The organism is Bradyrhizobium sp. STM 3561 (genome assembly GCF_045571455.1).
GTDB lineage: Bacteria > Pseudomonadota > Alphaproteobacteria > Rhizobiales > Xanthobacteraceae > Bradyrhizobium > Bradyrhizobium vignae.
On record NZ_CP120695.1, the window covers coordinates 2,972,451 to 2,996,438 of the forward strand.

Here is a 23,988-nt window from a genome sequence, read left to right on the forward strand (position 1 = left end):
TCGCAGGATCGGCCGAATTGCACCGGCGCCGTTTGGATTCCGTTCACCGATCGCCGCTAAAGCATGATCCGGAAAAGTGCGAAGCGGTTTTCCGGAAAGATCATGCGTAAACAACAAGCTAAAGCGCGATGACGATTCATCCAAATCTCATCGCGCTTTAGATCAGGATGGATCCTCCGCGTCGAACCCATGGCCGATCTCAACGCCGTCCTGACCAGGCTCAACGACCGTCTGCTCCGCCTCGAGGGCGAGCTGTTCGTGCTGCGCTCGCTGGCGCGAGCGACGCTGACGGCGGGCGACGACCATGCGGCACGCATGCGCAAGCTGGTCGAGGCCGCGAAGGTCGCGCTCGACGACGAGGCCAAGCGCCCTCTCGACAGGCCGACCCGCAAATATGTCGATGCGGCAACCGCACTGGTGGAGGAGCTGCTGGTCGAGCCGACTCCGGCGCGACCGCTGTTCACGGTGATTGACGGCGGCCGGCGCGACTGAGCGATAGACGCTCGACTCCTCCAAATCGCAGGGACAAAGCCTCGGGATGGTGTCCCACGGAACGACCCGACGATTGAGACACTGCCGCCCCCAACCATGCATGAACCGGGCGCGGACCAAGACGATGCATCGGCCTCAGATCCCCCGCAACGACGCAGACCTCTAGATTGCCGTGGAATTCTCCGCGTTGAGCCGGCTGAGCCCTGCCTCGATGATCGCGATCTCCTCGTCGATCTTGCCGATCGGCAGGCTGAAATCATAGCCGGACCGGCTCTTCAGATCGACCGCGAGCCGCTGCCTGTGCATCATCAGCTCATCGAGTCCACGGCGGTTCTTCAGACGCACATAGGCGTCCACGATCTGCTCGATTGCACTCGGCATGAGATCCATCCCGGCGAAAAGGCGCGGCGGCGCGCCCACGCCGGCGGACGTCTTCGTGTCGCGGTACGCAATACAAATCCGCGACAGATTCGTCGATACACGAAGCTGGTTGAGATCGTGTTACCGCCCGATGATTTCGCGATGCATGGGCGCAAAGGCCGCCGGCGATCAGCTGAGCGATCGACTGCGCAATCCCAGAGTTCGTCGCAGCCAGCGCCCAGCGCATTGTTGATAACCCACGCAAATGCCGCGCGGGTGGTGACAGGGCATACGGACGTGTTATCGGGAGGATGACGCAGTTGCGAGACGGATCGGACACATATGCGCATTACCCTCGTCGGCTCCCGCCATTTCGGCGTGACCACCCTCAACATGTTGCGGGAGCACAGCGTCGCGGTCGTCCGGGTCGTCGTGGCCGATGCCGAAGATCGCCTCGCCGCGACTGCCAGGGCTGCCGGCATCGAGGTCGTGGTCCAGGCCAATCCGAAACTGGTGGTGGCGTCCGAGATTGCCCCGGATACCGATCTGATCATCACGGCGCACAGCCACGCCCGAATCGGCAAGGACGCGCTCGCCTCCGCCAAGTTCGGCGGGATCGGCTATCACCCCTCACTGCTGCCACGCCATCGCGGCAAGGCCGCGGTGGAATGGACCATCAAGGAAGGCGACCCGATCGCCGGCGGGACCATCTACCATCTCGCCGACCGCATGGACGCAGGCGCGATCGCCGCCCAGGACTGGTGCTTCGTCAAGAAAGGCGAGACCGCACGGGAGCTTTGGGAGCGTGCGCTGGCGCCCCTCGGGCTCAAGCTGCTCGCCGATGTGATCGACTACATCAAGGTGCACAAGGCGCTGCCCGCCAAAGTTCAGGACGAGCAGTTCGCGACCTCCGCGCCAAGCCTTTCCTGACCGAAGCCTTTCCTGAGTCGCCCTGACGTTTACTCTTAACGTGAAGCGACCTTGATTCCACTTCGGAAATTGGGACCAAGAGCGCAAATAAACCATTGTTCCCACAGGAACAATTTTGCCTTTGGCATTGCAACAAATTTCGGTCACATTTCGCCCGAATAAGCGTCAGCATATCGGACACATTCGAGGACGAATTCATGCGTTTTGGTCGCATTGCGGTGTTTTGTGCCGCCTCAGTTTTCGCCGGCACCCTCGCTGCCCCCGCCTTTGCCCAGAACCCCTATGATGGCAACTGGCAGGTCACCATCGTGACCAAGAGCGGTTCGTGCGAACCGACCGCTAGCTCCATGCTGACGGTTGCCGATGGCAAGATCACCGCACCCGGCGCTAACGTTTCCGGCACCATCGGCAGCGGGGGACTTGTGAAAGTTTCGATCAATGGTGCATATGCCAACGGTCAACTCAACGGCAACGCCGGATCGGGGAAGTGGAATGGAGCATCTGCAGGCATACCGTGCAGCGGGCGGTGGGAAGCATCGCGCCAATAAGCCAACTGAGACTCGCGCTGGAAGCCGGCGGCTGCTGATCGCGGCCGCCGTTTTGTTTGCAGCGGGCATCGCCCACACCGAAAGCAAAGCTCAGTCAGGCCCGTTTGCGCCGATGGCAGGCACCTGGAGCGGCGGCGGTACTGTCGTCCTCGACGACGGCTCGACCGAGCGAATCCGCTGCCGGGCCAAGTACGCCCCGATCGGCCCGACCATGGAGATGTCGCTGACCTGTGCCAGCGACGCATACAAGTTTCACCTCTCCGCCAATGTCCGTGCCGAAGGCAGCGCCGTCACCGGCAGCTGGGCCGAAGCCAGCCGCAACATCTCCGGCTCGCTCGAGGGCCGCGGTGGTGGCGGAAACTTCGAGGTGGTCGCCTCGGCCGCCGGCTTCAACGCCAACATCGCGCTGAGAACGAGCGGCAACAAGCAGACCGTCACGATGCGCGCCGACAGCCAATTCCGCGGCGCCAACATCGCGATGACGCGCTGAGCCAGATCACGTTCAAGACCATCGACCCGGCGACCTCGCCGGGTCTTTTTTATGCATTCGGCACGAACGCCGTGACCTCGATCTCGACCTTGGCCCGCTCATCCACGAGACCGCCAATATAAAGCAGCGTCGAGGGCGGGAAATTGCGTCCGAGCGTTTCCTTCCATGCTGCGCCAATGCCAGCAGCGGCCGCTTCATATTCGCTGCGGCTGGTCAGGTACCAGGTCAGACGGACGATGTGCTCGGGGCCCGCGCCGGCCTCGCCCAAGAGCTTGATGATCCGCTTCAGCGCAGTCGCGACCTGCGCAGCCATGTCGGGCGCGTAATTGCCGGCCTCGTCGCCACCGGTTTGGCCGGCCAGAACCACCCACCGGCCCGGCCCCTCAACCACGACGCCATGGGAAAAGCCACGGGGTTTCTTCCATTCGGCCGGCTGCAAGATATGCATGAGCGAGATCTCCCGATTTTTCTCGTTGTTCGCTGATGCATTAACACGCCGACCTGCATTGCTGCATCCGCAGATTTGGCCGTTGCAAACGGCAGCGACGTCGCCGATACCGGCCGTCCCTTCGGAATTTCACCCTTTCGCATCCGCCGCAATGAGCACGACACCGTCCAAAACGATGGCTGCACTGTGGATGGCCGGCTGGCTGTCGCTGATGCTGATCATGGCGGTGGCTGGGCGCGAGACCACGCGCGAGCTGAATGTCTTTCAGATCATGGAAGTGAGGTCGCTGGTCGGCTTCCTGTTGCTCTCGCCGATCATCTCCCGCGCCGGCGGCTTGAAGGTGCTCAAGACATCGCGCCTGCCGCAGCATGTCGGGCGCAATTTGGTGCACTACGTCGCCCAGCTCGGCTGGTTCTTCGCGCTGACGCTGATCCCGATCGGCCAGGTGGTGGCGATCGAGTTCACCATGCCGATCTGGACGGCCATCCTCGCGGCAAGCTTCCTGTCCGAGCGAATGACGCCATGGAAGATCACCGCCATTGTGCTCGGCCTCGTCGGGGTGATCGTGATCGTGCGGCCGGCTACTGGCGAGATCAATCCGGGCCAGCTCATCGCGCTCGGGGCCGCCATGGGATTTGGCGTCTCGATGGCGCTGGTCAAATCGCTGACCCGCACCGAAAGCGCGCTCTCGATCCTGTTCTGGATGCTGGTGGTGCAATCGGTCGCAGGCTTCGTTCCGACGCTGTTCGTCTGGACGTGGCCATCGGTCTATGTCTGGGCCTGGGTCGGCGTGATCGCCATCTGCGGCACATTCTCGCATTATTGCCTCGCCAGCGCGATGCGCTACGCCGACGCGACGATCGTGGTTCCCATGGACTTCCTGCGGGTCCCACTGACCGCGACCGCCGGCTGGTTGCTGTATTCCGAGCGGCTCGACGCCTGGACCGTACTCGGTGCGGCGCTGATCCTTTTCGGCAATCTCCTGAATTTAAAGCCCGCTTCGCCGGTTCCCGCTCGCGCGCAGTGAACCTCGCGCCACCTCGCGCGACAAAACGAAGTGGCCGTGTGATTTGGGTCACGTTGGAGTGTCCCTCCATCGTGCACATTCGGCCACACAGCAGCGGGTTGGTGCAACGGACTGCCGTTTTGGTGGCGCGAAGTCGGGCACTTCGTGTAGCTTCGTTGCCGATTTGTTGCTGCCTGCAATTCGATTCTGGGGATTTCAGAATGCGCTATCTCACCCTCCTCGCTTCGCTGATGTGCATGGCCATGTCGGTCAGTGCCGCCAAGGCTGACCGCCGTGTCGCCTTCGTGGTCGGCAACGGCTCGTACAAGAACGTCGCGCAATTGCCGAACCCGCCAATCGATGCCAAGGCGATGGCGGCGACGCTGCGCAATGTCGGCTTCGAGGTGATCGAAGGCTCCAACCTCAGCCGCGACCAGATGACGGAGAAGCTGCTCGATTTCGGCCGCAAGGCGCAGGGCTCCGACATCGCGCTGTTCTATTATGCCGGGCACGGCATCGCCGTCAGCGGCACCAACTATCTCCTGCCTGTCGATGCCGACATCAAATCGGAGATGGACGTCAAGCTGGGGGCCGCCATCAACATCGACCTGACGCTCGAGCAGACCATGGGCGATGCCAAGGTCAAGCTCGTCTTCCTCGATGCCTGCCGCGACAATCCATTCGCCGCCAAGATCAAGTCGAACTCGGCGACCCGCAGCGTCAACGTCCAGAGCGGTTTGGCCGAGATGAAGTCCGGCGAAGGCACGCTGATCGCGTTCGCGACCGGCCCGGGCCAGACCGCGCTCGACGGCCAGGAGGGCAACAACAGCCCGTTCACCCGTGCACTGATCGACAACATCACCAAGCCCGGCGTCGAGATCCAGCAGGCGATGACGGCGGTGCGCGCCCAGGTCAATGAAGAGACCCGCAAGAGCCAGCTGCCCTGGGGCCACACCAACCTGACCGGCTCGGTCTATCTCAACCAAGCCCCGACGACCCAGGTCGCCAACGCGGCCCCGACCGCTTCCGCGGTCGTGCCGGCGGCGGCCGGGAGCTCGGACGGTGTCGAGCTCGAATATTGGCGCTCGGTGAAGGAGTCCAACAAGCCGGAGGAGCTCAACGCCTATCTCTCCGCCTATCCGAACGGTCAGTTCAAGGCGCTGGCGCTGGCACGGCTCGCGGCGATCAAGAGCGGACCCTCGACCGCGACCCGTACGCTCAACGCCGGCGTCGATCCTGCGACCTTCACCGACGAGGCCACCCAGCTCACCGAGGACCAGATCGGCCTCGACAAGACCCAGCGCCGCGACGTGCAGCGCCGCCTCACCGGCCTCGGCTTCGACACCAAGCAGACCGGCGTGTTCAGCGACGAGACCCGTGCGGTCATCAAGCGCTGGCAGGCAGCGCGCGGCTATCCATCGTCCGGCTACCTCAACAAGCACCAGCACAAGGCCCTGCTCTCGGAGGTCGTGGCCGCTCCGCCCGTTGCGAGCGACAACAGCCAGAAGGCGGCCCGGCGCGCCAGCGCTCCGCCTCCCAGCAGCGCGCCGGCGCCGGCCCCTCAACGCAGCAGCCCCGGCGATGCTGCCGGTGCCGCCTTCGTCGGCGGTGTCGTCGGCGGCATGATGGGCGGCATGTTCCGCCGCTGAAACGAAGCCAAATTGACAACACAAAAGCCCGGCTCGCGCCGGGCTTTTCGTTGGCACGACGGCGTCGCAGCATGCTCCGTCATTGCGAGGAGCCCTTGCGACGAAGCAATCCAGGCTGTCAACCGTGGAAAGATTCTGGATTGCGTCGCTGCGCTCGACGACGATGTTGGCTACGACTTCCCCGCCGCTTTCCGCAGCGCCTCGTTGATACGGTCCTGCCAGCCGGGACCGCCCTCCTGGAAGAACTCCAGCACGTCCTGGTCAATGCGGAGCGTGACCTGCTCCTTGATGCCGGGAACGGCGTTTTGCTTGGGCGGCGCCGCGGCGACCTTCGCCGTCACCTTCTTGAACGCCGCCTCGGCCTCCGTTCTGGCATCGCCAAGCGTACGCGGCCGCCTCGGTTGATCTGCCATGTCCTAGATTCCCTCGAATAGAGCCGTCGAAAGATAGCGCTCGGAGAAGGACGGTACGATCGCCAGGATCGTCTTTCCCGCAGCTTCGGGGCGTTTGCCGATCTGCAGCGCGGCCGCGATCGCCGCGCCCGAGGAGATGCCGCCCGGAATGCCCTCATGCCGCGCCAGCGCGCGCGTAGTCTCGATCGCCGTCGTCGAGTTGATCTTCACGATCTCGTCAATCACGGAACGATCGAGGATGTCGGGGACGAAGCCGGCGCCAATCCCTTGGATCTTGTGCGGGGTATGCTGTCCCCCCGACAGCACCGGGCTCTCCTCCGGCTCGACCGCCACCACACGCAGCGAGGTCTTGCGCGGCTTGAGCACCTGGCCGACGCCGGTGATCGTGCCGCCGGTGCCGACGCCGGCCACGAAGAAATCAATGTTGCCGCCGGTGTCGTTCCAGATCTCCTCCGCGGTGGTGCGGCGGTGCACCTCGGGATTGGCGAGGTTCTTGAACTGCTGCGGCATCACCGAGTTCGGCGTCGTCTTCAACAGCTCCTCGGCGGCCGCTATCGCGCCCTTCATTCCTTGCGCTGCCGGCGTCAGCACCAGCTCGGCGCCGAGAAAAGCCAGCATCTTGCGTCGCTCGATCGACATCGATTCCGGCATCACCAGCTTCAGGCGGTAGCCGCGCGAAGCCGCCACGAATGCGAGCGCAATGCCGGTATTGCCGGAGGTCGGCTCGATCAGCACGGTGTCGGGCTTGACGATGCCCGCCTTCTCCATGGCGATGATCATGGCCGCGCCGATGCGGTCCTTCACGCTTGCCGCGGGATTGAAATATTCAAGTTTTGCCAAAATGGTCGCGTTCACGTCGTGCATGCGCGGCAGTCGCTGCAAGCGCACGATGGGCGTGTTGCCGAAGGCATCGACGATCGAGTCATAGATCCGGCCGCGGCCGGGTTGGTGCGCTGCACCCGTGGTGGACGATGCGTCCATGATGAACTCCTATGGCGACGATCTGTGCTTCTGTCGCGACCATTCTGGCAGTTACAGACAGCTTGCGGCGACACGCAAGCGACAATGCGGCACATGCTAAATACGCTGCATCGCAAAATCACGTGAGCGGCAGCGATCAGAAAACCAACGCATTTGTGTTGCGATCTCGTCAACTGGTTCTGCTTATGTTAGACTTACGTCTCAAAGCAGGGAGGTCACCGCGATGTCAGCAGTTGCTGAAATGTTGTCGACCGTCGCGACCAACCGCGATCCGCGTTGCAGCGAATTGCCCACCTGCCCTGTCTGCGCCGACTCCATGGTCGCCGCCGAAGCATCCGCCTACGTGTCGGACCACGTGATCAGCTATCTCTGGACCTGCGATAATTGCGGCTACGGCTTCGTGACCAAGCACGCCGTGAAGCATCGCTTCACTTGCAACTGATCTAGCGTGGGGCGATGTCGCCCCTCGCCCAGTCCTCGCGCGTGCGCTGATAGAATTCGTCGAACTTTCCGTGTGCGATCGCGTCCCTGACGCCCCGCATCAGGGACTGGTAGTAAGCGACATTGATTTCGGACAGCAGCATCGCCCCCAGCGTTTCGCCCGCCTTGACGAGATGGTGCAGGTAGGCGCGCGCGCAGTTGCGCGTCGACGGCCATGAGCTCTCTTCATCGAGCGGGCGCGGATCGTCGGCGTGGCGCGCATTGCGCAGATTCACCTGGCCGAAGCGCGTGAACGCGACGCCGTGCCGGCCATTGCGGGTCGGCATCACGCAATCGAACATGTCGATGCCGCGCTTCACCGCTTCGAGGATGTCGTCAGGCGTGCCGACGCCCATCAGGTAGCGCGGCCGCTCTCTCGGCAGCAGCGGTGCGGTCTCGTCGATCATCGCCAGCATCACCGCCTGCGGCTCGCCGACGGCAAGACCGCCGATCGCATAGCCGTGGAAGCCGACTGCGACCAGGCCTCTGGCGCTCGCGTGGCGAAGCTGCGGCACGTCGCCGCCCTGCACGATGCCGAACAGCATGTAGCCTGCGGGCGCGCTCTCGAAGGCGCGCTTGCTTCTTTCCGCCCAGCGCAAGGACAATTGCATGGCGCGCTCGATGTCCGCGTGCTCGGCCGGCAGCCGCACGCATTCATCCATCTGCATGGCGATATCGGAGCCGAGCAAACGCTGCACCTCGATCGAGCGCTCCGGCGACAGCTCGACCTTGGCACCGTCAATATGCGAGCGGAACGTGACGGCGTTCTCGCTGACTTTGCGCAGATCCGACAACGACATCACCTGGAAGCCGCCGGAATCGGTCAGCATCGGACCGTTCCAGCCGGTGAACCGCTGCAGGCCGCCGAGCGCCGCGATCCGCTCGGCGCTCGGACGCAGCATCAGATGGTAGGTGTTGCCGAGCACGATATCGGCGCCGGCATCGCGCACCTCGCGCCAGTGCATGCCCTTCATGGCACCGGCGGTGCCGACCGGCATGAAGGCCGGGGTCCGCACCACGCCGTGCGGCGTGGTCAGCCGCCCGGTGCGCGCGGCGCCATCGGTGGCGAGCAACTCAAAGTGATTGGGTACGTCATCGTCGGGATTCATGGCGGTGCTTATTGCTTGTCGGAGGGAGCCGATCAACCCGCAAGGCCGCGCTCGGGGCCCGTTTGTGCTTCAGACCGGGACAGCAAGCAGCGCGAGGATATTGCTTGTCCCTCTTGTCGAACAAAACGATACAGTATAGTTTCGTCATGGGGGCTGGACGAGATGCCGCGGTGAACTTTGCCGGCGGCGCTAGATGCGTGATCGCCAGCCACCGACAATGCCGTATCCTTCGTGTTCGACCGACGCATCCGTCTCCTCGCGTGACCGGATCAGGCAGAGGTGTCAGCCTGGTCGAATTGCTGGTCCTTATGTGCAGCCTTGCGCTCGGCGCCTGCACCTCCCTGCCGCGTACGCCCTACACGGCCGCTGAAGCCAGCGTCTCGCGCGTGCTGGATATCGACGGCCTCAGGCGCTACGCCGACGAGCCAATCACGAAATTCAGCTTTGAGAAGGGCACCAGCGCCGCGACGAAAACCTATCTGGCGCTCTCCGGCGGCGGCGCCGATGGCGCCTATGGCGTCGGGGTGCTCAACGGCTGGACCGCGGCCAAGACCCGCCCCACCTTCTCGGTCGTCTCGGGCGTCAGCACCGGCGGCCTGATCGCGCCCTTCGCGTTTCTCGGCCCGCAATATGACGACACGCTGAAGGAGGTCTATACCAGCGGCATTGCGGAGAGCCTCCTGAACGATCCCAGCATCATGCGCGTGCTGTTCGGATCCGGCCTGTTCGGCAACACAAGGCTGCGCGAGCTCGTGGCGCGCTATGTAGGTCCGGAAATCATGGCGCAGGTCGCGCGCGAGCACGCGAAAGGCCGGAAGCTACTGGTGGTGACGACCGATCTCGACACCCAGCGGACCGCGATCTGGGACATGGGCAAGATCGCCGCTGTTGGAACGCCCGAGGCCTTGAAACTGTTTCGCGACGTGATGGCGGCTTCCGCCAGCATCCCGCTAGTGTTTCCGCCGATCATGATCGATGCCGAAGGCCAGGGCCGCCGGTTTCAGGAGATGCATGTCGACGGCGGCGTGACGGCGCCGGTGCTCACCTTGCCGGAAGCCCTGTTGTTCCAGAGCAGCCGCCTGCCCGGCAATGCAAAGATGGACATCTACATCCTCGTCAACAAGAAGATCGAACGCAACTTCGAGCTCGTCTCCAATGGCACCATCGACGTTGCCTCACGGAGCCTGTCGGCGATCACCCAATCGCAGACGCGGTCGATCATCTTCTCGACTTACGATTTCGCCAAGCGCAACCGACTGGGCTTCCATCTCTCCTACATCGCGCGCGATTACCCGGCGCCGCCGTCGGAAGGGTTCGATACCGTCTATATGCGGGCGCTGTATGAGTACGGATACGAGAAGGCCGCATCCGGGCGGGCCTGGACCTCGACGCTTCCGTAAGCCGGCACGACGGAACGGGGTCGGATCGAGACCGTTGACGATACGGCCAATTCGGCCAGATTCGCGATGACGCCTCGATTGCTGCGCGTTATAGAGCAAAGACGACTGTCAGAAACGCGCAGGAATCATTGGGCATGGGATTGACTGCGACCAGGACGAGACCGGCAGCGCCACGGCGCGAGGTGCCGAAATCGCGCGGCGGCCGGCCGACGAAGTCAGCCGCGATCGAGCGTGATCAGCGGCTGATCGAGGTCGCCACCCGCCTGTTCCTGGACCGCGGCTTCGATGCGACCTCACTCGACGCGGTCGCGGAAGCCGCGCGGGTGAGCAAGCCCACGGTCTATTCCCGCTATGGCGACAAGCGCGGGCTGTTTGCGGCCGTGCTGAGGCGCGAGATCGCGCGCTGGCTCGCGCCGCTCTCGGCGGCGGCGGAGACGCAGCTCTCCAGCGCCTCGAACATCTCGGTCGAGCAGCGGCTGGTCGAGATTGGGCGCGAGATGCTGACCTTCACCTGCGGTCCCGACGCCGTCGCCTTCAGCCGCATGATGACGTCGCAGGCCATCAACTTCCCCGACGTCGCCAAGCTCGGCAAGGAGGAAGGCTGGCTCAAGGCCGTCGCCACCACCGCGCGCTTCTTCGACCATCTGGTGGCGCAAGGTGCGCTCGATGTCGAAGACACCACCATTGCAGCCGAGGTATTCCTCGACGTCGTCGTCGGTCACACCCACCGCATGGCGACGTTCGGGACGGCGCTGGAGCTGAAGGCCGCCGAAAAGCGCATGCGCGCGGCGATCAAGCTGTTCCTGGCCGGCGCGCTGGGGCCCCCCGACCGCGTCCAGGACGCCGCCAAAGTCACGCCACGGCGCCGCTCCTCCCGCTGACAATTCCGTGAGCTTGCGATCTTTCCCCAAAGGGGACCGCGCGGCAGCGTTGACCAAAATAAAACGATACGGTATGGTTTAGTTATAAGCCGGGTACGGATCGCTTTTTCACCAGCCCCAAAGAGGTCCGGACCGCTTCGATCGTCACGGCGGGTATAGCCCGCCGCGGCGCTCCGCGGCCGGCCGATGCCCAAGGCCGGCCGCGAATTCTTTACGATCATCCGGCACACTCGCTGGCCGAGGGTTTCGAGCATGACGACAGCCAAACGATGGACCTCGCAACTGCTTGCGATCGCCTTGCCCGCGCTGCTCATCACCGCGCCGGCGCAGGCAATCGTGACTGCGGGCACGCCGACCGCGCTTCACAGCGAGACAGATGGTGATGCTGAAGCGGACCGCCAGGCGGTCAGCCGCGAAATAGAACGATTCCGCAGCTCGTCGATCACGATCAGCCAGGCCATGGCGATCGCGGAAGCCCGCCATGCCGGCGCCACGACGGCGGATGTGAGCTTCGACGGCGCCTCGGGCGTGCCGGTCTACCGCGTCAAGACCCTGCACAACGACCGGATCTGGCGCCACACCATCAATGCTGCGACGGGCGAGCTGGTCGGCGGGGAGGCCGCCCTCCCCCTCACTGAGCTCGACCACGAGGACCGCAGCAATCTCGCCGCGCTCGGTGCGATCAGGCACCGCCTCGCCGACGCCGTACGCGTCGCCGAGCGCGCAGCCTCGGGCAAGGCCATCAGCGGCGGCTTGGTGCGCGAACGCGGCCGGCTCAATTTTGCGATCGTCGTGATCAGCGGCGACGACCTCAAGGAGGTCATCCTGGAGCCGCCGGCTGCCCGGGCCAAATAGCGACAGGTCCCCGCGCTGCCACGTTCCCGCCGAAAACCCATTGACGGACGCAAGACTCTCCCGCATAAGTCGCCGCCATGTTCACGATCACCAAACGCACGACCAAAACCACCACGGCCTCAGGGGCCCGGGGAGGCGTGCGCACGTAGGTCGTCGACTTAAACGCATCAGCTCTACGGCAAGCCCCGCCCTCGATGGTCCGGGGCTTTTTTGTTGTCTAATTCGCAAATTCAACGGAGGACAAAGTGAGTAACGATCCCGTCGTCGCGATTGTCGGCGTCACCGGTGCGGTGGGCGCCGAATTCATCGCCGCCATGGACAAGCGCGGCTTTCGCATCAGTAAGCTCAAGGCGCTGGCGAGCGCCCGCTCCGCCGGCAAGACGGTGTCGTTCCGCGGCCAGAACGTCGTCATCGAGGAACTGACCGAGCGGTCTTTCGAAGGTGTCGATATCGCCCTGTTCTCCGCCGGCGGCAGCATCTCCAGGAAGTATGCGCCGATCGCGGTCAAGTCGGGCGCGGTCGTGGTCGACAATTCCTCCGCCTTCCGCATGGACCCGAACGTGCCGCTGGTGATTCCCGAGATCAACGCGAACCGCATCCGCGATCACAAGGGCATCATTGCGAACCCGAACTGCGCCGCGATCACCGCGCTGGTGCCGCTGTGGCCGATCCATCAGAAGAACCGGATCAAGCGCGTGATCATCTCGACCTATCAGGCGGCCTCCGGCGCCGGCGCCGCCGCGATGGAGGAGCTCGTCGAGTCCACCCGCGCCAATCTCAACGGGCAGGTCTATACGCCCAAGGTGATGCCGCACCCCTACGCCTTCAATCTCTTCAATCACAACACGGCCGTCGATCCCGAGACCGGCTACAACGACGAAGAGACCAAAGTCATCAAGGAGACCCGCAAGATCTTCGAGGACGACAGCATCGCCGTCGGCGTCACCTGCGTGCGCGTACCGGTGCTGCGCGCCCATTGCGAGGCCATCACCTTCGAATGCGAGCAGCCGATCACCGAAGACCAGGTCCGCGCCATCATGGCGCAGGCGCCCGGAGTGAAGGTCGTCGACGACCGCGCCAAGAACTACTTCCCGATGCCGATCGACGCCTCGGGCCAGGACGACGTGCTGGTCGGCCGCATCCGCAAGGACCTCAGCGACGCTAGCGGGCATTCGATCTCGATGTTCGTGGCGGCGGACCAGCTGCTCAAGGGCGCGGCGCTGAACGCGGTGCAGATCGCGGAGCTCTTGCCGCAGCGGGTGATGGCGTAACGGAGCACGCCCGTCGATCCGTCATCCTGAGGTGCGAACCATGCCGCGCCAGGCGCTGCATGGTGAGCCTCGATGAGCGGCCGAGATGCAGCAGCCGGGCCGTCGCCCTTCGAGGCTCGCCGAAGAGCCGAGCACCTCGGGGTGACGGCGATGGGTTTGCGTTGGTCGCCTACGGCACCGACGGAAACAGCAAACACGCATCCCCGTACGAATAAAACCGGTAACCATTCGCGATCGCATGCGCATAGGCCTGCTTCATGGTCTCCAACCCCGAAAACGCCGACACCAGCATGAACAGTGTCGACTTCGGCAGGTGAAAATTGGTCATCAGGACATCGACGGCGCGGAAGTGATAACCCGGCGTGATGAAGATCGAGGTCTCGGCCGCGAACGGTTGGATCATGCCGTCCTCGCTCGCCGCGCTTTCGAGCAGACGCAATGACGTCGTGCCGACCGCGACGATCCGCCTGCCATTTTTCCGCGCGCTGTTGAGCCGCTCCGCGACCTCGGCCGAGATGGTGCCCCACTCGGCGTGCATCTTGTGGCCCTCGGTGTCCTCGGCCTTGACCGGCAGGAAGGTCCCTGCCCCGACATGCAGCGTCACGCGGTTGATCCCGATGTCGCGCGCGCGCAGCGCCTGCTCCAGCGCGGGCGTGAAATGCAGACCCGCGGTCGGCGCTGCAACTGCGCCCTCGTTGGCCGCGAACATGGTCTGGTAATCCGCAAAATCCTGGTCGTCAGGCGTGCGCTTGGAAGCGATGTAGGGTGGTAGCGGCGGGCTGCCGAGATCGGCGATGGCCTGGTCGAGTGCCGGGCCGTGGAATGAGAACGACAGCGTCACCTCACCCTCTGCCCCCTTGGCCTCGACGTCGGCGTCGAGGTGGCCGAGCAGGCAGACCTTGCCTTCATTACCGAAGCGGATGCGATCGCCGGCAACAAGCTTCTTTGCCGGCTTCACCAGCGCCTGCCAGCGCGAGCCGTCGACGCGCTTGATCAGCGTCGCTTCGATCTTCGGCTCCGTCTCGCGGCCGATGCGGCGGCCCTTCAGCTGCGCCGCGATCACCTTGGTGTCGTTGACGACGAGCTGGTCGCCGGGCTTAAGCCATTGCGGCAGGTCAGAGATGGTCTGGTCGCGCAACGCGCCGTTCTCCACGACCAGCATCTTCGCGGAGTCGCGCGGACTCGCCGGACGCAATGCGATGCGCTCGGCGGGCAGGTCGAAATCGAAGAGATCGGTGCGCATGTGCGGGCCTAGCGCGACACAGCCAGCCCTCATGGTGAGGAGGCGCGTAGCGCCGTCTCGAACCATGAAGGCCGAACTGCAGCAGCGGAGCCTTCATCCTTCGAGACGCGCGTTCCGCGCTCCTCAGGATGAGGGTCGCGTGCTTACTCCTTGTCCGCGGCCATCCGCGCCTTGACGATCTTGTCAGGATTCATCACGGGCTCGCCGCGCTTGATCTTGTCGACGTTCTCCATGCCCTCGGTGACCTTGCCCCAGACCGTGTACTGGTTGTCGAGGAAGCGGGCATCGTCGAAGCAGATGAAGAACTGGCTGTCGCCGGAATCGGGATTGGCGGCGCGGGCCATCGAGGCGGTGCCGCGCACATGCGGCTCCTTGTTGAACTCGGCTTTCAGCTTCTTGCCGGAGCCGCCGGTGCCGGTGCCATGCGGACAGCCGGTCTGGGCCATGAAGCCCTCGATCACGCGGTGAAACACGATGCCGTCATAGAAGCCCTCGCGCACGAGCTCCTTGATGCGCGCGACGTGGTTCGGCGCGAGGTCGGGCCGCATCTCGATGGTGACGGGACCCTGCGTTGTCTCGAGGATCAGGGTGTTTTCGGTGACGCTCATGCTCGTCTCTCTTGTGTTGGAGGTGAAGTCTTCCGGTTGCGGAACTGGATCGCGAATGGACGTCCCGCCGCGGCGCCGGCCATTGCATCGGTAAATGGCACCGGCGTGCAGCGTTGCAACGCCTCCATCACCGCGATCCGGTATTGCAGCCGGTCGTTGTCGGAGGCCTCCGCGGATTCATAGGTAATCCTCGGATGGCCCAGAATGTTTCCGGCCCGGTTAAAGCTCACGACGACGGTGATGTCGAGGGGGCGCGCCTTGGCCGGCGACGGCGGTCTCCAGCAGGTACGCAAGTGCCGGAAGATGTCCTGGATGGTGTTGACCTGCGCGTCCTCCGCGGCCGCACGGGGAACGCCGAGCAGCAGCATCGCGGCAACCAGCAGGAGCTTGCCACCGCGGCGCGCCATGGCCGCTCCTACTTGATGTCGGAGGCGACCTGCACCTTCACCATCTTGTCGGGATCGGTGACGGTGCCGCCGGGCGAGCCGGGGGGCGCCTTCTTCAGCTTGTCGACGACGTCCATGCCCTGCACGACCTCGCCGATCACCGTGTACTGGCCGTCGAGGCTGCCGCCGTCGGCGAACATGATGAAGAACTGCGAGTTGGCGCTGTCGACGCTGTCGCCGCGCCGGGCCATGCCGACGATGCCGCGGGCAAAATGCACCTTGGAGAATTCCTGCTTCAGGTTCGGATATTTCGAGCCGCCGGTGCCGTTGCCGTTCTGGCCGTCGCCCGTCTGCGCCATGAAGCCGTCCATGACACGGTGGAACGGCACGTTGTTGTAGAAGCCCTCGCGCGCGAGCTGCTTGATGCGCTCGGCATGCTGCGGCGCGATGTCGGTCCTGAGCTTGATGACGATGCGGCCTTTGGTGCTGTCGATGACGATGGCATTGGCCTTGTCGAGGTTTGCCGGCAATTGCTGCGCCACCGCCGGCACCGCGAACACAAGCGCGGCAAGAACTGCGAAAATTCGGATCATGACAACTCCGGTCAGGATGAGAAAGGAAGCGGGCCGTTAACCGGCGAATTTGGCCTTGAGCTGTGCCGCGACCTGCGGCGGGACGAAGGCCGAGACATCCCCGCCCATGCCGGCGATCTGGCGCACCAAAGTGGCGGTGATCGGGCGGACCATGGGAGAGGCCGGCAGGAAGACCGTATGCACTTCAGGCGCCATGGCCTCGTTCATGCCGGCGAGCTGCATCTCGTAATCGAGATCGGTGCCGTCGCGCAGGCCCCGGATCATGATGATCGCGCCGTGCTTGCGCGCCGCGGTCACCGACAGATCGTCAAACGTCGTCGCCTCGAGCACGCAGCCGGCCTGGGCCGCGATTGGCCCGCAGACGTCATGGAGCATCTTCAGCCGCTCCTCGGTGGAGAACAGCGGTTTCTTGCCTGGGTGCACGCCGATCGCGACCACCAGCCGGTCGCACAGCGAGACGCTGTGCCGGACCACGTCCAGATGGCCGTTGGTGATGGGGTCGAAGGAACCTGGGTAGAAGGCAATGCGCGACATGGCCCCGTCCTACCGCGCCCGGCCCGGCCCGGCAAGCCGGGCAGGTTCCTTGTCCGTTTCCGGACCTTTTACACGGAAAATGTCTCGCCGGACGTCGGCAATGGCCGTTTTGTTTCGTCCTCGGGCAGCGACGAAACAAAACGGAGCGCGAACGAAACCATTTCCAGCCTCCGCGAAGACGTCCGGAAACTGGCCATGGTTACTAATCCAGCCAACGAATGACGGGCCGCACACTGGGCGAGGCGGCCGCATCACAGGGGACCGTCAATGATCAAGACCATTTCAGCGATCGCAGTCTCTGCGTGTGTTGCCGCAGCCCTCACCCTCCTGCCCGGCTTTGCCCCGACCGTCGAAGCCAGCGTGCCGCAGCCGCTGGCCAAGAGCGACCGGCTCGACATCCGCACCATCGGCCGCGACTGCTCACAGCAGGCCTGGCCGAATTTCGAGGCGTCCTGCCTGCGCCGCGCCGGCAGCAAGGCCGGTGTCCGCGAGGCCCGCCTCGTGACAGCCGACCGCACCCCGTAGTCGGACCTGTAAGTTTCGCGTCAGGAAGCCCCCTCAAGATAAACCCCGTGGATATTTGCGACGTCTCGTCGCAAACTGCATCGTGCTCGCCCCCATCGGAATGACCCGACGGGCGCGTTTCCATCGGGGGAGTTGCCGTTGTCCAGTACGCCCGCAGTCGCCTCCGGCCATCGCCCCGACGCGCTGCCGCTTGCCATGACCATGGGCGCCCTTGGGGTGGTCTACGGCGATATCGGCACCAGTCCCCTCTACGCCCTGAAGGAAGCCGCCAAGGCGGCTGCTCATGGAGGCACGCTGAGTCAGGACGCTGTCCTGGGGGTTGCCTCGCTGATCCTTTGGGCGTTGCTGCTGATCATCTCGCTGAAATACGCGCTGCTGATCCTGCGCGCGGATAACCGCGGCGAAGGGGGCATCGTCGCGCTGCTGGCACTGCTGCATGCCCGCCACGCCCAGCCAGGCACATGGCGCGCCCATCTCCTGGTGGTCGGCCTCATCGGCGCCGCCCTGCTCTATGGCGACGGCGCGATCACGCCGGCGATCTCGGTGCTCAGCGCCATCGAAGGCCTCAAGGTCGACGCCCCCTCGCTGGCGCCCGCCGTGGTGCCCGTGACCGTCGCCATCCTGATCGGGCTGTTCATGATGCAGAAGCAGGGCACCGGCTTCATCGGCCGCATCTTCGGCCCTGTGATGCTGGCCTGGTTCGTCGTGCTTGCCGCGCTTGGCATCCACGGCATCGTCAAGGCGCCGGCGGTGCTGGCGGCGCTCAGCCCGCTCTATGCCTTCGACTTCCTGATCCACCAGGATTTTCACGTCTCCTTCGGAATTCTCGGCGCCGCCTTCCTCGCGGTCACCGGCGGCGAAGCCATGTATGCCGACATGGGGCATTTCGGGCGCTTCCCGATCCGGCTCGCCTGGTTCGCGGTCTGCCTGCCGGCGCTGGTGCTGAATTATTTCGGCCAGGCAGCGCTTCTGATCACCGATCCCGCCATGATCGAGAATCCGTTCTTCCAGCTCTGCCCCGACGCCCTGCACTATGTGCTGGTCGCCTTCTCGGCGGTCGCGACCGTGATCGCCTCGCAGGCGATCATCTCCGGCGTGTTTTCGCTGACACAGCAGTCGATCCAGCTCGGTTTCCTGCCGCGCATGCAGATCCGCCACACCACGAGCGCTGCGATCGGCCAGATCTACGTGCCGCTGGTCAATTGGCTGCTTGCTGCCGCAACGCTCGGGGCGGTGCTGAGCTTCGGCAGCTCGGACGCGCTCGCCGGCGCCTATGGCATCGCAGTGTCGCTGCTGATGGCGATCACCACGTTGCTCGCGGCGCTGGTGGCGATCCAGTGGGGCTATTCGCCCTGGCTGGTGGTTGCCGTGAACGGCGCCTTCTTCGTGATCGACGTGATCTTCTTCTCGGCCAACTCGATCAAGCTGTTCGAGGGCGGCTGGTTTCCGTTGCTGCTCGCGGCCCTCGTTGCGTTCCTGATGCTGACCTGGCGCGGCGGCGTGAAGCTGGTCGAGGCGGCGCGGGCGCGGCTGCGCCAACCCGAGGAGGACCTGATCGAGACCGTCGTGAACCAGTGCAGGGCGAGGCTGCCCGGGACCGCGGTGTTTTTGGCCTCCGCGCCGCGCGGCGTGCCGCTGGCGCTGACCCAGTTCGTCAAGCACAATCGCGTGCTGCACGAACGCGTGCTGCTGGTCACCGTGCTGATCGAGGAATCGCCGCACATTCCCGACGAGGAACGCGCCGAGGTGCTCGAGATCATCCCGGGCATCACCCGCGTGATCCTGCATTACGGCTTCATGCAGAACCCGACGATCTATGAAGGACTGAAGCTCATCTGCCGCCTGGGCAAGCTGCCCGGCATCGACCTCTCCGACATCACCTACTACGTTGGCCGCGAGACCATCATCCCGCGCGAGGACGTCCCGGGAATGTGGGTCTGGCGCGAAGGCGTGTTTGCCTTCCTCCAGCGCAACGCCGAACGCTCCGCCGCGTTCTTCGGCGTGCCGACCAAGCAGGTGGTGGAGTTCGGGACGGAGCTGGAGATTTAGCGGAAGCGCGTAGCCCGAGTGGAGCGGCAAGCGCAATCCGGGTTTCTCGACAAGCGTGAGAGCCCCGGATTGCTGCATGAGGCAGGTGCGAAAATGTCCAGCGATCCGCCTCTGCAGTTGAAACCTCGGCTGACAATCTCGTTCGATCAGGTGCAGTCGATCATCGGTCGGATCTTTCCGCAGGCCTCGGTGCTGGACGTCGCCGAACTGCATGGCGGGGAGATCGGTACCGTCCTGGAGATCATGGCGGCGGATTCGCCTGCTTGCGTCCTCAAGGCCTACCCTGCATCGCTGCAGTGGAAGATGGCAAAGGAGGGTCTACGTTCTGGGCTTCTTCGCGACGTTGACGATGCGCCGAAACGAGAGGGACTGCTCGCGGGCTATGGCAAGATTGAGCGTCCCCTTTGGTGCTGGATGGCACAAATCGGAAAGCGGGAGGCGCTTGCCGATTTGACGAGAGAGCTTTCGACCGCCTCGTAGCCCACCAGCGAGCGCGCCTGGCCCTGGAGGCGTTGGCTTCAGCAAAACCGCGTCCGCTGCGGATCCAATCTGAAATTGCCCGTCGGCGAATTGGAACCAGGTGGATCGGCTTTCGGTTGGTTCCGGCGAGATCAATCCCGGGCTGGTGCTCCCCCATGAACTCTGGCGCCAACGTCACATTCAGCAATTTGCGCGCCGTCGTCATCCTGATCGTGGTCGCCTTCCATTCGGCCCTTCCGTACCTCGCCTCTCAGCCGCCGCATCCGTTCGCCTTCGACGCGTCGCCCTATCGCTGGATCGCGTTTCCGATCATCGACAGCGAGCGCTGGTTTGGGCTGGACCTGTTCTGCGCATGGCAAGACGTCAGCTTGATGTCCCTGATGTTCCTTTTGGCGGGCCTGTTCACCCCGCGTGGCCTGATCCGCAAGGGCGCCGCCGCCTATCTCGCGGATCGCTGGTGGCGAATTGGATTGCCCTTCGTCCTCGCCGTCGTCCTCCTCAGTCCGGTGGCGTACTACGCCTCGTATCTGACGACCGCGACCGACCCGTCGCCTGCGGCATTTTGGCAGCACTGGCGCGCTTTGCCGATGTGGCCCTCGGGCCCGCAATGGTTCTTGTGGCAGCTTCTGCTGCTCAGCGCACTGGCTGCTGCGCTGCATGAGCTCGTGCCATCGTGGCCACGCGCCGCGAGCTTCATCGTCGCCAAATGCGACGATCGTCCCCTGCTCCTCTTCGCAGGCCTGACCAGTCTGTCGGCACTGGCCTATGTCCCGCTCGCGATGATCTTCACCCCCTGGGAATGGACCTTTTTCGGCCCATTGTCTTTCCAGCTAAGCCGCCCGCTGCACTATCTCCTCTATTTCTCCGCGGGGCTCGCCATCGGCAGCTACGGCTCTGATCGCAGCGTCTTCCGCATCGACGGCCCCCTCGCGCACCACTGGCCAACGTGGGTTGCCGCAGCTTTCGCCTGCTTTGCCGTATGGGGCGGGCTGACCGCACTGACCATGCCGGACTGGAATGCCAGTCCGCCGGCGTACCGGATCGCCGCTGCTTTCGCGTTTCCCCCTGCATGCGCGACGGGCGTGATCGCTTTTGTGGCGAGTTCGCTGGCATTGTTGCGTCGCAGGTCGGCGGTCGCCGACAGCCTTTCCACCAATGCCTACGGCATCTACCTCACGCATTACCCGTTCGTGCTGTGGCTGCAATATGCACTGCTCGACACGAGACTGAACGCCGCCGCCAAAGCCGCGTTCGTCCTCATTGTGGCGCTGGCTCTGAGCTGGGCCGCGAGCGGATTCCTGGCCGCAGGCGCGAGACTGCTGGGCCACCGGCATTCCGGATTCCCCGGTAAGGGCGCTATCTCAGATCAACCTCGATGACGGAACGTCCATGTCACTGGTCCCGACGCTCGCGTCCCGCAATCTCTTCCACGACCGCCTGCGCTTTGTCGCGACGCTCGTCGGCATCGTTTTTTCGGTCGTCCTGGTGATGATCCAGATGGGCCTGTTCCTGGGCTTCGGTCGCATGGTGACGACGATGATCGACCATGCATCGGCCGATCTCTGGGTGCTGCCGAAGGGAGCGAAATGCTTCGAGGATCCCTCGCTGCTGGATGCGAAGCTGCGCGACAAGGTCATGTCCGTCGACGGCGTCGCCTCCGTGGTCCCGCTGGTCATCGGCTTCTCGGACTGGCGCCTCGAGAGCGGCGAGATGACACCCATCTTCGTTGTCGGCGCCGATTTGCGTGATGGAAGCCTGAGGCCATGGAACGTGGTCGAGGGTGACGTTCGCGCGCTGTCGCAAAATGGAGCGGTGGTCGTCGACCGCTCCTACTACGATCGCCTCGGCGTCTCAAAAATCGGATCAACGGCCGAGATCCGCGGCCGCCGCGTGAAGGTCGTGGCCTTGACCGACGGCATCCGCTCCTTCACCACCACGCCCTACGTCTTCGTGGACCTGAAAAACGCTCGCACCTACACCGGAACCTTCCCGGATCGCGCCAGCGATCTCCTGGTGCGCCTCAAGCCCGACGCCGATCGCGACACAGTTCTCAAGGCCATTCGCTCTCAAGTTGGTGAGCACGAGGTGCTCACCACCGATGAATTCCGCAGCCGTAGCCGCTCGTTCTGGCTGTTCGGAACGGGCGCCGGCGCTGCGCTATTTGCAGGTGCATTGCTGGGAGTGATCGTCGGCACCGTCATCGTCGCGCAAACGCTCTATTCGAGCACCAAGGATCACCTCAGTGAATTCGCCACCCTGCGGGCAATGGGTTCTTCGAATGGATATATCTACAGGGTCATCATCTATCAGGCGCTCCTCAACGCGATCATCGGCTTCGTCATCGCGGGTGCGATTGGCGCCGTCGTCGTGGAGATGACTGCCAAGAGCGCGCTGCCGATCGTCATCACGCCGTGGCTGATTGCAGCCCTGTTCGTGCTGACGGTCGTGATGTGCGTGGCGTCGGCGATCGGTGCAATCGTGCGCGTGGTGCGGATCGATCCAGCAACGGTATTCATGCGATGAACGAAATCATCATTGAGGCGGCCGGAATCAAGAAGACGCTTGGGCGTGGCGCCGGTGAGGTGAAGGCGCTGCGCGGGATCGACCTGACGCTGCGGCGGGGCGAGTTCACACTGCTGATGGGGCCCTCGGGCAGCGGCAAGACGACGCTGCTGCTCGTGCTCGGATGCATGCTGGCACCAAGCTCGGGTACACTCACCGTGTGCGGCACGCCCACGTCGGGTGTCGACAAGGAGGGACTAGCCCAAATCAGGCGCGACCATATCGGCTTTGTGTTCCAGTCCTATCATCTGTTTCCGACGCTCACTGCAGCGCAGAACGTGCAGCTCGCGCTCGACATCCGTCACGAGCGTGGGCGCAAAGCCGGGAAACGCGCGCGGGAAGCGCTGAACCTGGTTGGTCTGGAGCAGAAGGCCGATACCTTGCCGGGCGAGCTCAGCGGCGGTGAGCAGCAGAGGGTCGCGATCGCGCGAGCCTTCGTCGCCAATCCCTCGGTCATTCTCGCCGACGAGCCGACGGCCGCGCTCGACGGCAATAACGGACGAAGCATCATGCGGATTCTCGCAGACGCCGCACATCAGCGCGAACGCGCCGTGCTCGTCGTGACCCATGATCCGCGAGTCATTCCCTTTGCGGATCGCATCGTCGAGATCGAGGATGGCCTGCTGGTCGACACCGGATCCGGCGAACCCGAACGGCTGCATTTGCCAAAGGCGGCCGCATTCAGGTCGTAAGACCCACGCGAATGAATCAAAAGGACGCACCATGAGCCTGCGCGGGGAAATGCTGCGCCTCGGCATCCGCATGTTCCTGAAACGGCACCGTCGGCCATTCGATGTCGGAACGTGGCGGGCAAACATGCATCGCATGGAGAGGTGGGTGCCTCGCCCGCCACGCAGCACCAAGACAAGCGTCGTACAGGTCGGTCACCTCAGATTGCACCGGATCGCCACCCCGGCGTCGCGCCCGGGGCGCAACATGCTGTATCTTCACGGTGGCGCCTATATTTCGGGCGCGCCGATCTACTATCGGCATTTCACCTGGCGCATTGCCAATGTGACCAAGTCGACGGTCTGGGCGCTTGAATATCGCCTCGCCCCCGAACATCCGTTTCCGGCCGCACTGGACGATGCCGTGGCGGCTTTTCTCTGGCTCGCCGGCGAGACGGCCGATCCAAGCGAACTGTTCGTGATGGGTGATTCAGCCGGTGGAGGATTGGCTCTGTGCCTTCTCATGAGACTGCGTGACGAACGCAAGCCGCTTCCTGCCGCCGCGGTTGCCATGTCGCCCTGGACCGATCTGGCGCTCACCGCGCCCTCGTTGACCGAGAATGCCGCATCAGATCCGATGCTGAACGTGGACGATATTCCGGAATTCGTGCGTTGCTATCTGGCAGGCGCCGACCCGTATAACCCCCGTGCATCGCCGCTCTATGGCGATGCATTCGGCCTTCCGCCGGTGCTGATCCAAGTCGGCAGCGACGAGATCCTGCGCGATGACGCGGTCCGTATGGCCAACAAGCTGAAAAACGGTGATCCGCGGAGCCGCCTGGAGGTCTGGCCGCGCATGCCGCACGTGTTCCAGCTCTTCGTCCCGGTGCTGCCGGAAGCCCATGCGGCCATCGCCCAGATCGGAGAATTCATCTCCAACCTGCGTTGCGATACAACTCCATCGGCTTCCGGGCTCTGAAGCGCGATGAGATCAGGATGAAACGTCATCGCGCTTTGGGTTGCGACT

General features: G+C 64.1%; 28 protein-coding genes. 18 read left to right on the plus strand and 10 right to left on the minus strand.

What is annotated here, in order from left to right:
• The first annotated feature begins 189 nt into the window (after nucleotides 1-189).
• The gene (locus tag P6U28_RS13885) at nucleotides 190-492 is read left to right on the plus strand and encodes a hypothetical protein (RefSeq protein ID WP_122403185.1); all 303 of its coding nucleotides are present in this window, start codon (nucleotides 190-192) and stop codon (nucleotides 490-492) included.
• Nucleotides 493-654: 162 nt separating this feature from the next.
• On the opposite strand, the gene P6U28_RS13890 is transcribed toward P6U28_RS13885, so the two are convergent.
• The gene (locus P6U28_RS13890; RefSeq protein WP_122406663.1) at nucleotides 655-873 is read right to left on the minus strand and encodes a hypothetical protein; all 219 of its coding nucleotides are present in this window, start codon (nucleotides 871-873) and stop codon (nucleotides 655-657) included.
• 321 nt (nucleotides 874-1,194) lie between these two features.
• Between P6U28_RS13890 and P6U28_RS13895 the strand changes: the two genes are divergently transcribed.
• The 3 genes from P6U28_RS13895 (at nucleotide 1,195) to P6U28_RS13905 (ending at nucleotide 2,820) form a co-directional block, all read left to right on the plus strand.
• A complete protein-coding gene (locus tag P6U28_RS13895) occupies nucleotides 1,195-1,782 on the plus strand; it encodes a formyltransferase family protein (RefSeq protein ID WP_122403184.1) in 588 nt (195 codons plus the stop codon).
• A 197-nt stretch (nucleotides 1,783-1,979) separates the two neighbouring features.
• Nucleotides 1,980-2,330 (plus strand): hypothetical protein, encoded by a 351-nt coding sequence (locus P6U28_RS13900; protein ID WP_122406662.1) that lies wholly within the window; start codon nucleotides 1,980-1,982, stop codon nucleotides 2,328-2,330.
• Entirely contained in the window at nucleotides 2,275-2,820 is a 546-nt protein-coding gene (locus tag P6U28_RS13905; RefSeq protein ID WP_407122466.1) for a hypothetical protein, read from the plus strand. The genes P6U28_RS13900 and P6U28_RS13905 overlap by 56 nt, the downstream gene beginning before the upstream one ends.
• Before the next feature lie 49 nt (nucleotides 2,821-2,869).
• On the opposite strand, the gene P6U28_RS13910 is transcribed toward P6U28_RS13905, so the two are convergent.
• Complete coding sequence (locus P6U28_RS13910) at nucleotides 2,870-3,268, minus strand: RidA family protein (protein WP_407122467.1); 399 nt, start codon at nucleotides 3,266-3,268, stop codon at nucleotides 2,870-2,872.
• A 151-nt stretch (nucleotides 3,269-3,419) separates the two neighbouring features.
• On the opposite strand from P6U28_RS13910, the gene P6U28_RS13915 reads away from it, so the two are divergent.
• Both P6U28_RS13915 and P6U28_RS13920 read left to right on the plus strand, forming a co-directional pair.
• Entirely contained in the window at nucleotides 3,420-4,295 is an 876-nt protein-coding gene (locus P6U28_RS13915; protein ID WP_407122468.1) for a DMT family transporter, read from the plus strand.
• A gap of 200 nt (nucleotides 4,296-4,495) precedes the next feature.
• A complete protein-coding gene (locus P6U28_RS13920) occupies nucleotides 4,496-5,923 on the plus strand; it encodes a caspase family protein (RefSeq protein WP_407122469.1) in 1,428 nt (475 codons plus the stop codon).
• 170 nt (nucleotides 5,924-6,093) lie between these two features.
• Here P6U28_RS13920 and P6U28_RS13925 read toward each other — a convergent pair whose 3' ends face one another.
• Nucleotides 6,094-6,336: a BrnA antitoxin family protein gene (locus tag P6U28_RS13925; RefSeq protein ID WP_129143470.1), complete on the minus strand. Its 243-nt coding sequence runs from the start codon at nucleotides 6,334-6,336 to the stop codon at nucleotides 6,094-6,096.
• Between the two features lie 3 nt (nucleotides 6,337-6,339).
• The gene (gene cysK, locus P6U28_RS13930) at nucleotides 6,340-7,317 is read right to left on the minus strand and encodes a cysteine synthase A (protein ID WP_122403178.1); all 978 of its coding nucleotides are present in this window, start codon (nucleotides 7,315-7,317) and stop codon (nucleotides 6,340-6,342) included.
• Between the two features lie 223 nt (nucleotides 7,318-7,540).
• Between cysK and P6U28_RS13935 the strand changes: the two genes are divergently transcribed.
• Nucleotides 7,541-7,759: a hypothetical protein gene (locus P6U28_RS13935; RefSeq protein WP_407122472.1), complete on the plus strand. Its 219-nt coding sequence runs from the start codon at nucleotides 7,541-7,543 to the stop codon at nucleotides 7,757-7,759.
• Between the two features lies 1 nt (nucleotide 7,760).
• Here the strand turns inward: P6U28_RS13935 and tgt are convergent, their stop codons facing one another.
• Nucleotides 7,761-8,906 (minus strand): tRNA guanosine(34) transglycosylase Tgt, encoded by a 1,146-nt coding sequence (gene tgt / locus P6U28_RS13940; RefSeq protein ID WP_122403176.1) that lies wholly within the window; start codon nucleotides 8,904-8,906, stop codon nucleotides 7,761-7,763.
• A gap of 308 nt (nucleotides 8,907-9,214) precedes the next feature.
• On the opposite strand from tgt, the gene P6U28_RS13945 reads away from it, so the two are divergent.
• The 4 genes from P6U28_RS13945 to P6U28_RS13960 all read left to right on the plus strand — a co-directional run bounded on the left by P6U28_RS13945 (nucleotide 9,215) and on the right by P6U28_RS13960 (nucleotide 13,313).
• Nucleotides 9,215-10,306 (plus strand): patatin-like phospholipase family protein, encoded by a 1,092-nt coding sequence (locus tag P6U28_RS13945; RefSeq protein ID WP_407123065.1) that lies wholly within the window; start codon nucleotides 9,215-9,217, stop codon nucleotides 10,304-10,306.
• Nucleotides 10,307-10,440: 134 nt separating this feature from the next.
• Nucleotides 10,441-11,187 carry a TetR/AcrR family transcriptional regulator gene (locus tag P6U28_RS13950; protein WP_129143469.1) on the plus strand — a complete coding sequence of 249 codons (747 nt, stop codon included), beginning with the start codon at nucleotides 10,441-10,443 and terminating at the stop codon, nucleotides 11,185-11,187.
• A gap of 252 nt (nucleotides 11,188-11,439) precedes the next feature.
• A complete protein-coding gene (locus tag P6U28_RS13955) occupies nucleotides 11,440-12,042 on the plus strand; it encodes a PepSY domain-containing protein (RefSeq protein WP_162500269.1) in 603 nt (200 codons plus the stop codon).
• Nucleotides 12,043-12,287: 245 nt separating this feature from the next.
• Nucleotides 12,288-13,313 (plus strand): aspartate-semialdehyde dehydrogenase, encoded by a 1,026-nt coding sequence (locus P6U28_RS13960; RefSeq protein ID WP_122403172.1) that lies wholly within the window; start codon nucleotides 12,288-12,290, stop codon nucleotides 13,311-13,313.
• 169 nt (nucleotides 13,314-13,482) lie between these two features.
• Here the strand turns inward: P6U28_RS13960 and queA are convergent, their stop codons facing one another.
• From queA to coaD, 5 genes are all read right to left on the minus strand, one after another.
• Nucleotides 13,483-14,556 carry a tRNA preQ1(34) S-adenosylmethionine ribosyltransferase-isomerase QueA gene (gene queA / locus P6U28_RS13965; RefSeq protein ID WP_122403171.1) on the minus strand — a complete coding sequence of 358 codons (1,074 nt, stop codon included), beginning with the start codon at nucleotides 14,554-14,556 and terminating at the stop codon, nucleotides 13,483-13,485.
• Between the two features lie 143 nt (nucleotides 14,557-14,699).
• Nucleotides 14,700-15,164 carry a peptidylprolyl isomerase gene (locus P6U28_RS13970; RefSeq protein ID WP_122403170.1) on the minus strand — a complete coding sequence of 155 codons (465 nt, stop codon included), beginning with the start codon at nucleotides 15,162-15,164 and terminating at the stop codon, nucleotides 14,700-14,702.
• Complete coding sequence (locus P6U28_RS13975; protein WP_122403169.1) at nucleotides 15,161-15,571, minus strand: hypothetical protein; 411 nt, start codon at nucleotides 15,569-15,571, stop codon at nucleotides 15,161-15,163. The genes P6U28_RS13970 and P6U28_RS13975 overlap by 4 nt, the downstream gene beginning before the upstream one ends.
• Nucleotides 15,572-15,579: 8 nt before the next feature.
• The gene (locus P6U28_RS13980; RefSeq protein ID WP_122403168.1) at nucleotides 15,580-16,143 is read right to left on the minus strand and encodes a peptidylprolyl isomerase; all 564 of its coding nucleotides are present in this window, start codon (nucleotides 16,141-16,143) and stop codon (nucleotides 15,580-15,582) included.
• A 36-nt stretch (nucleotides 16,144-16,179) separates the two neighbouring features.
• Nucleotides 16,180-16,677 (minus strand): pantetheine-phosphate adenylyltransferase, encoded by a 498-nt coding sequence (coaD, locus tag P6U28_RS13985; protein WP_122403167.1) that lies wholly within the window; start codon nucleotides 16,675-16,677, stop codon nucleotides 16,180-16,182.
• Nucleotides 16,678-16,944: 267 nt separating this feature from the next.
• On the opposite strand from coaD, the gene P6U28_RS13990 reads away from it, so the two are divergent.
• The 7 genes from P6U28_RS13990 to P6U28_RS14020 all read left to right on the plus strand — a co-directional run bounded on the left by P6U28_RS13990 (nucleotide 16,945) and on the right by P6U28_RS14020 (nucleotide 23,940).
• Nucleotides 16,945-17,202, plus strand: a complete 258-nt coding sequence (locus P6U28_RS13990) for a hypothetical protein (RefSeq protein WP_407122474.1) — start codon at nucleotides 16,945-16,947, stop codon at nucleotides 17,200-17,202.
• Between the two features lie 195 nt (nucleotides 17,203-17,397).
• Nucleotides 17,398-19,251 (plus strand): potassium transporter Kup, encoded by a 1,854-nt coding sequence (locus P6U28_RS13995; protein WP_122403165.1) that lies wholly within the window; start codon nucleotides 17,398-17,400, stop codon nucleotides 19,249-19,251.
• A 93-nt stretch (nucleotides 19,252-19,344) separates the two neighbouring features.
• Nucleotides 19,345-19,731, plus strand: a complete 387-nt coding sequence (locus P6U28_RS14000; RefSeq protein WP_164936881.1) for a hypothetical protein — start codon at nucleotides 19,345-19,347, stop codon at nucleotides 19,729-19,731.
• 32 nt (nucleotides 19,732-19,763) lie between these two features.
• On the plus strand, nucleotides 19,764-21,110 hold the full coding sequence (locus tag P6U28_RS14005; protein WP_129143467.1) for an acyltransferase family protein: 1,347 nt from the start codon (nucleotides 19,764-19,766) through the stop codon (nucleotides 21,108-21,110).
• A 10-nt stretch (nucleotides 21,111-21,120) separates the two neighbouring features.
• A complete protein-coding gene (locus P6U28_RS14010) occupies nucleotides 21,121-22,254 on the plus strand; it encodes an ABC transporter permease (RefSeq protein ID WP_129143466.1) in 1,134 nt (377 codons plus the stop codon).
• A complete protein-coding gene (locus P6U28_RS14015) occupies nucleotides 22,251-22,985 on the plus strand; it encodes an ABC transporter ATP-binding protein (protein WP_122403161.1) in 735 nt (244 codons plus the stop codon). The genes P6U28_RS14010 and P6U28_RS14015 overlap by 4 nt, the downstream gene beginning before the upstream one ends.
• A 31-nt stretch (nucleotides 22,986-23,016) precedes the next feature.
• Nucleotides 23,017-23,940, plus strand: coding sequence for an alpha/beta hydrolase (locus P6U28_RS14020; RefSeq protein ID WP_407122475.1), 924 nt, complete (start codon nucleotides 23,017-23,019; stop codon nucleotides 23,938-23,940).
• Nucleotides 23,941-23,988 lie beyond the last annotated feature (48 nt).

Coding starts and splice junctions, on each gene's coding strand:
- P6U28_RS13885 (WP_122403185.1), top strand. CDS start 190: ATGGCCGATCTCAACGCCGTCCTGACCAGGCTCAACGACCGTCTGCTC.
- P6U28_RS13890 (WP_122406663.1), bottom strand. CDS start 873: ATGCCGAGTGCAATCGAGCAGATCGTGGACGCCTATGTGCGTCTGAAG.
- P6U28_RS13895 (WP_122403184.1), top strand. CDS start 1,195: ATGCGCATTACCCTCGTCGGCTCCCGCCATTTCGGCGTGACCACCCTC.
- P6U28_RS13900 (WP_122406662.1), top strand. CDS start 1,980: ATGCGTTTTGGTCGCATTGCGGTGTTTTGTGCCGCCTCAGTTTTCGCC.
- P6U28_RS13905 (WP_407122466.1), top strand. CDS start 2,275: ATGGAGCATCTGCAGGCATACCGTGCAGCGGGCGGTGGGAAGCATCGC.
- P6U28_RS13910 (WP_407122467.1), bottom strand. CDS start 3,268: ATGCATATCTTGCAGCCGGCCGAATGGAAGAAACCCCGTGGCTTTTCC.
- P6U28_RS13915 (WP_407122468.1), top strand. CDS start 3,420: ATGAGCACGACACCGTCCAAAACGATGGCTGCACTGTGGATGGCCGGC.
- P6U28_RS13920 (WP_407122469.1), top strand. CDS start 4,496: ATGCGCTATCTCACCCTCCTCGCTTCGCTGATGTGCATGGCCATGTCG.
- P6U28_RS13925 (WP_129143470.1), bottom strand. CDS start 6,336: ATGGCAGATCAACCGAGGCGGCCGCGTACGCTTGGCGATGCCAGAACG.
- cysK (WP_122403178.1), bottom strand. CDS start 7,317: ATGGACGCATCGTCCACCACGGGTGCAGCGCACCAACCCGGCCGCGGC.
- P6U28_RS13935 (WP_407122472.1), top strand. CDS start 7,541: ATGTCAGCAGTTGCTGAAATGTTGTCGACCGTCGCGACCAACCGCGAT.
- tgt (WP_122403176.1), bottom strand. CDS start 8,906: ATGAATCCCGACGATGACGTACCCAATCACTTTGAGTTGCTCGCCACC.
- P6U28_RS13945 (WP_407123065.1), top strand. CDS start 9,215: ATGTGCAGCCTTGCGCTCGGCGCCTGCACCTCCCTGCCGCGTACGCCC.
- P6U28_RS13950 (WP_129143469.1), top strand. CDS start 10,441: ATGGGATTGACTGCGACCAGGACGAGACCGGCAGCGCCACGGCGCGAG.
- P6U28_RS13955 (WP_162500269.1), top strand. CDS start 11,440: ATGACGACAGCCAAACGATGGACCTCGCAACTGCTTGCGATCGCCTTG.
- queA (WP_122403171.1), bottom strand. CDS start 14,556: ATGCGCACCGATCTCTTCGATTTCGACCTGCCCGCCGAGCGCATCGCA.
- P6U28_RS13970 (WP_122403170.1), bottom strand. CDS start 15,164: ATGAGCGTCACCGAAAACACCCTGATCCTCGAGACAACGCAGGGTCCC.
- P6U28_RS13975 (WP_122403169.1), bottom strand. CDS start 15,571: ATGGCGCGCCGCGGTGGCAAGCTCCTGCTGGTTGCCGCGATGCTGCTG.
- P6U28_RS13980 (WP_122403168.1), bottom strand. CDS start 16,143: ATGATCCGAATTTTCGCAGTTCTTGCCGCGCTTGTGTTCGCGGTGCCG.
- coaD (WP_122403167.1), bottom strand. CDS start 16,677: ATGTCGCGCATTGCCTTCTACCCAGGTTCCTTCGACCCCATCACCAAC.
- P6U28_RS13990 (WP_407122474.1), top strand. CDS start 16,945: ATGATCAAGACCATTTCAGCGATCGCAGTCTCTGCGTGTGTTGCCGCA.
- P6U28_RS13995 (WP_122403165.1), top strand. CDS start 17,398: ATGACCATGGGCGCCCTTGGGGTGGTCTACGGCGATATCGGCACCAGT.
- P6U28_RS14000 (WP_164936881.1), top strand. CDS start 19,345: ATGTCCAGCGATCCGCCTCTGCAGTTGAAACCTCGGCTGACAATCTCG.
- P6U28_RS14010 (WP_129143466.1), top strand. CDS start 21,121: ATGTCACTGGTCCCGACGCTCGCGTCCCGCAATCTCTTCCACGACCGC.
- P6U28_RS14015 (WP_122403161.1), top strand. CDS start 22,251: ATGAACGAAATCATCATTGAGGCGGCCGGAATCAAGAAGACGCTTGGG.
- P6U28_RS14020 (WP_407122475.1), top strand. CDS start 23,017: ATGAGCCTGCGCGGGGAAATGCTGCGCCTCGGCATCCGCATGTTCCTG.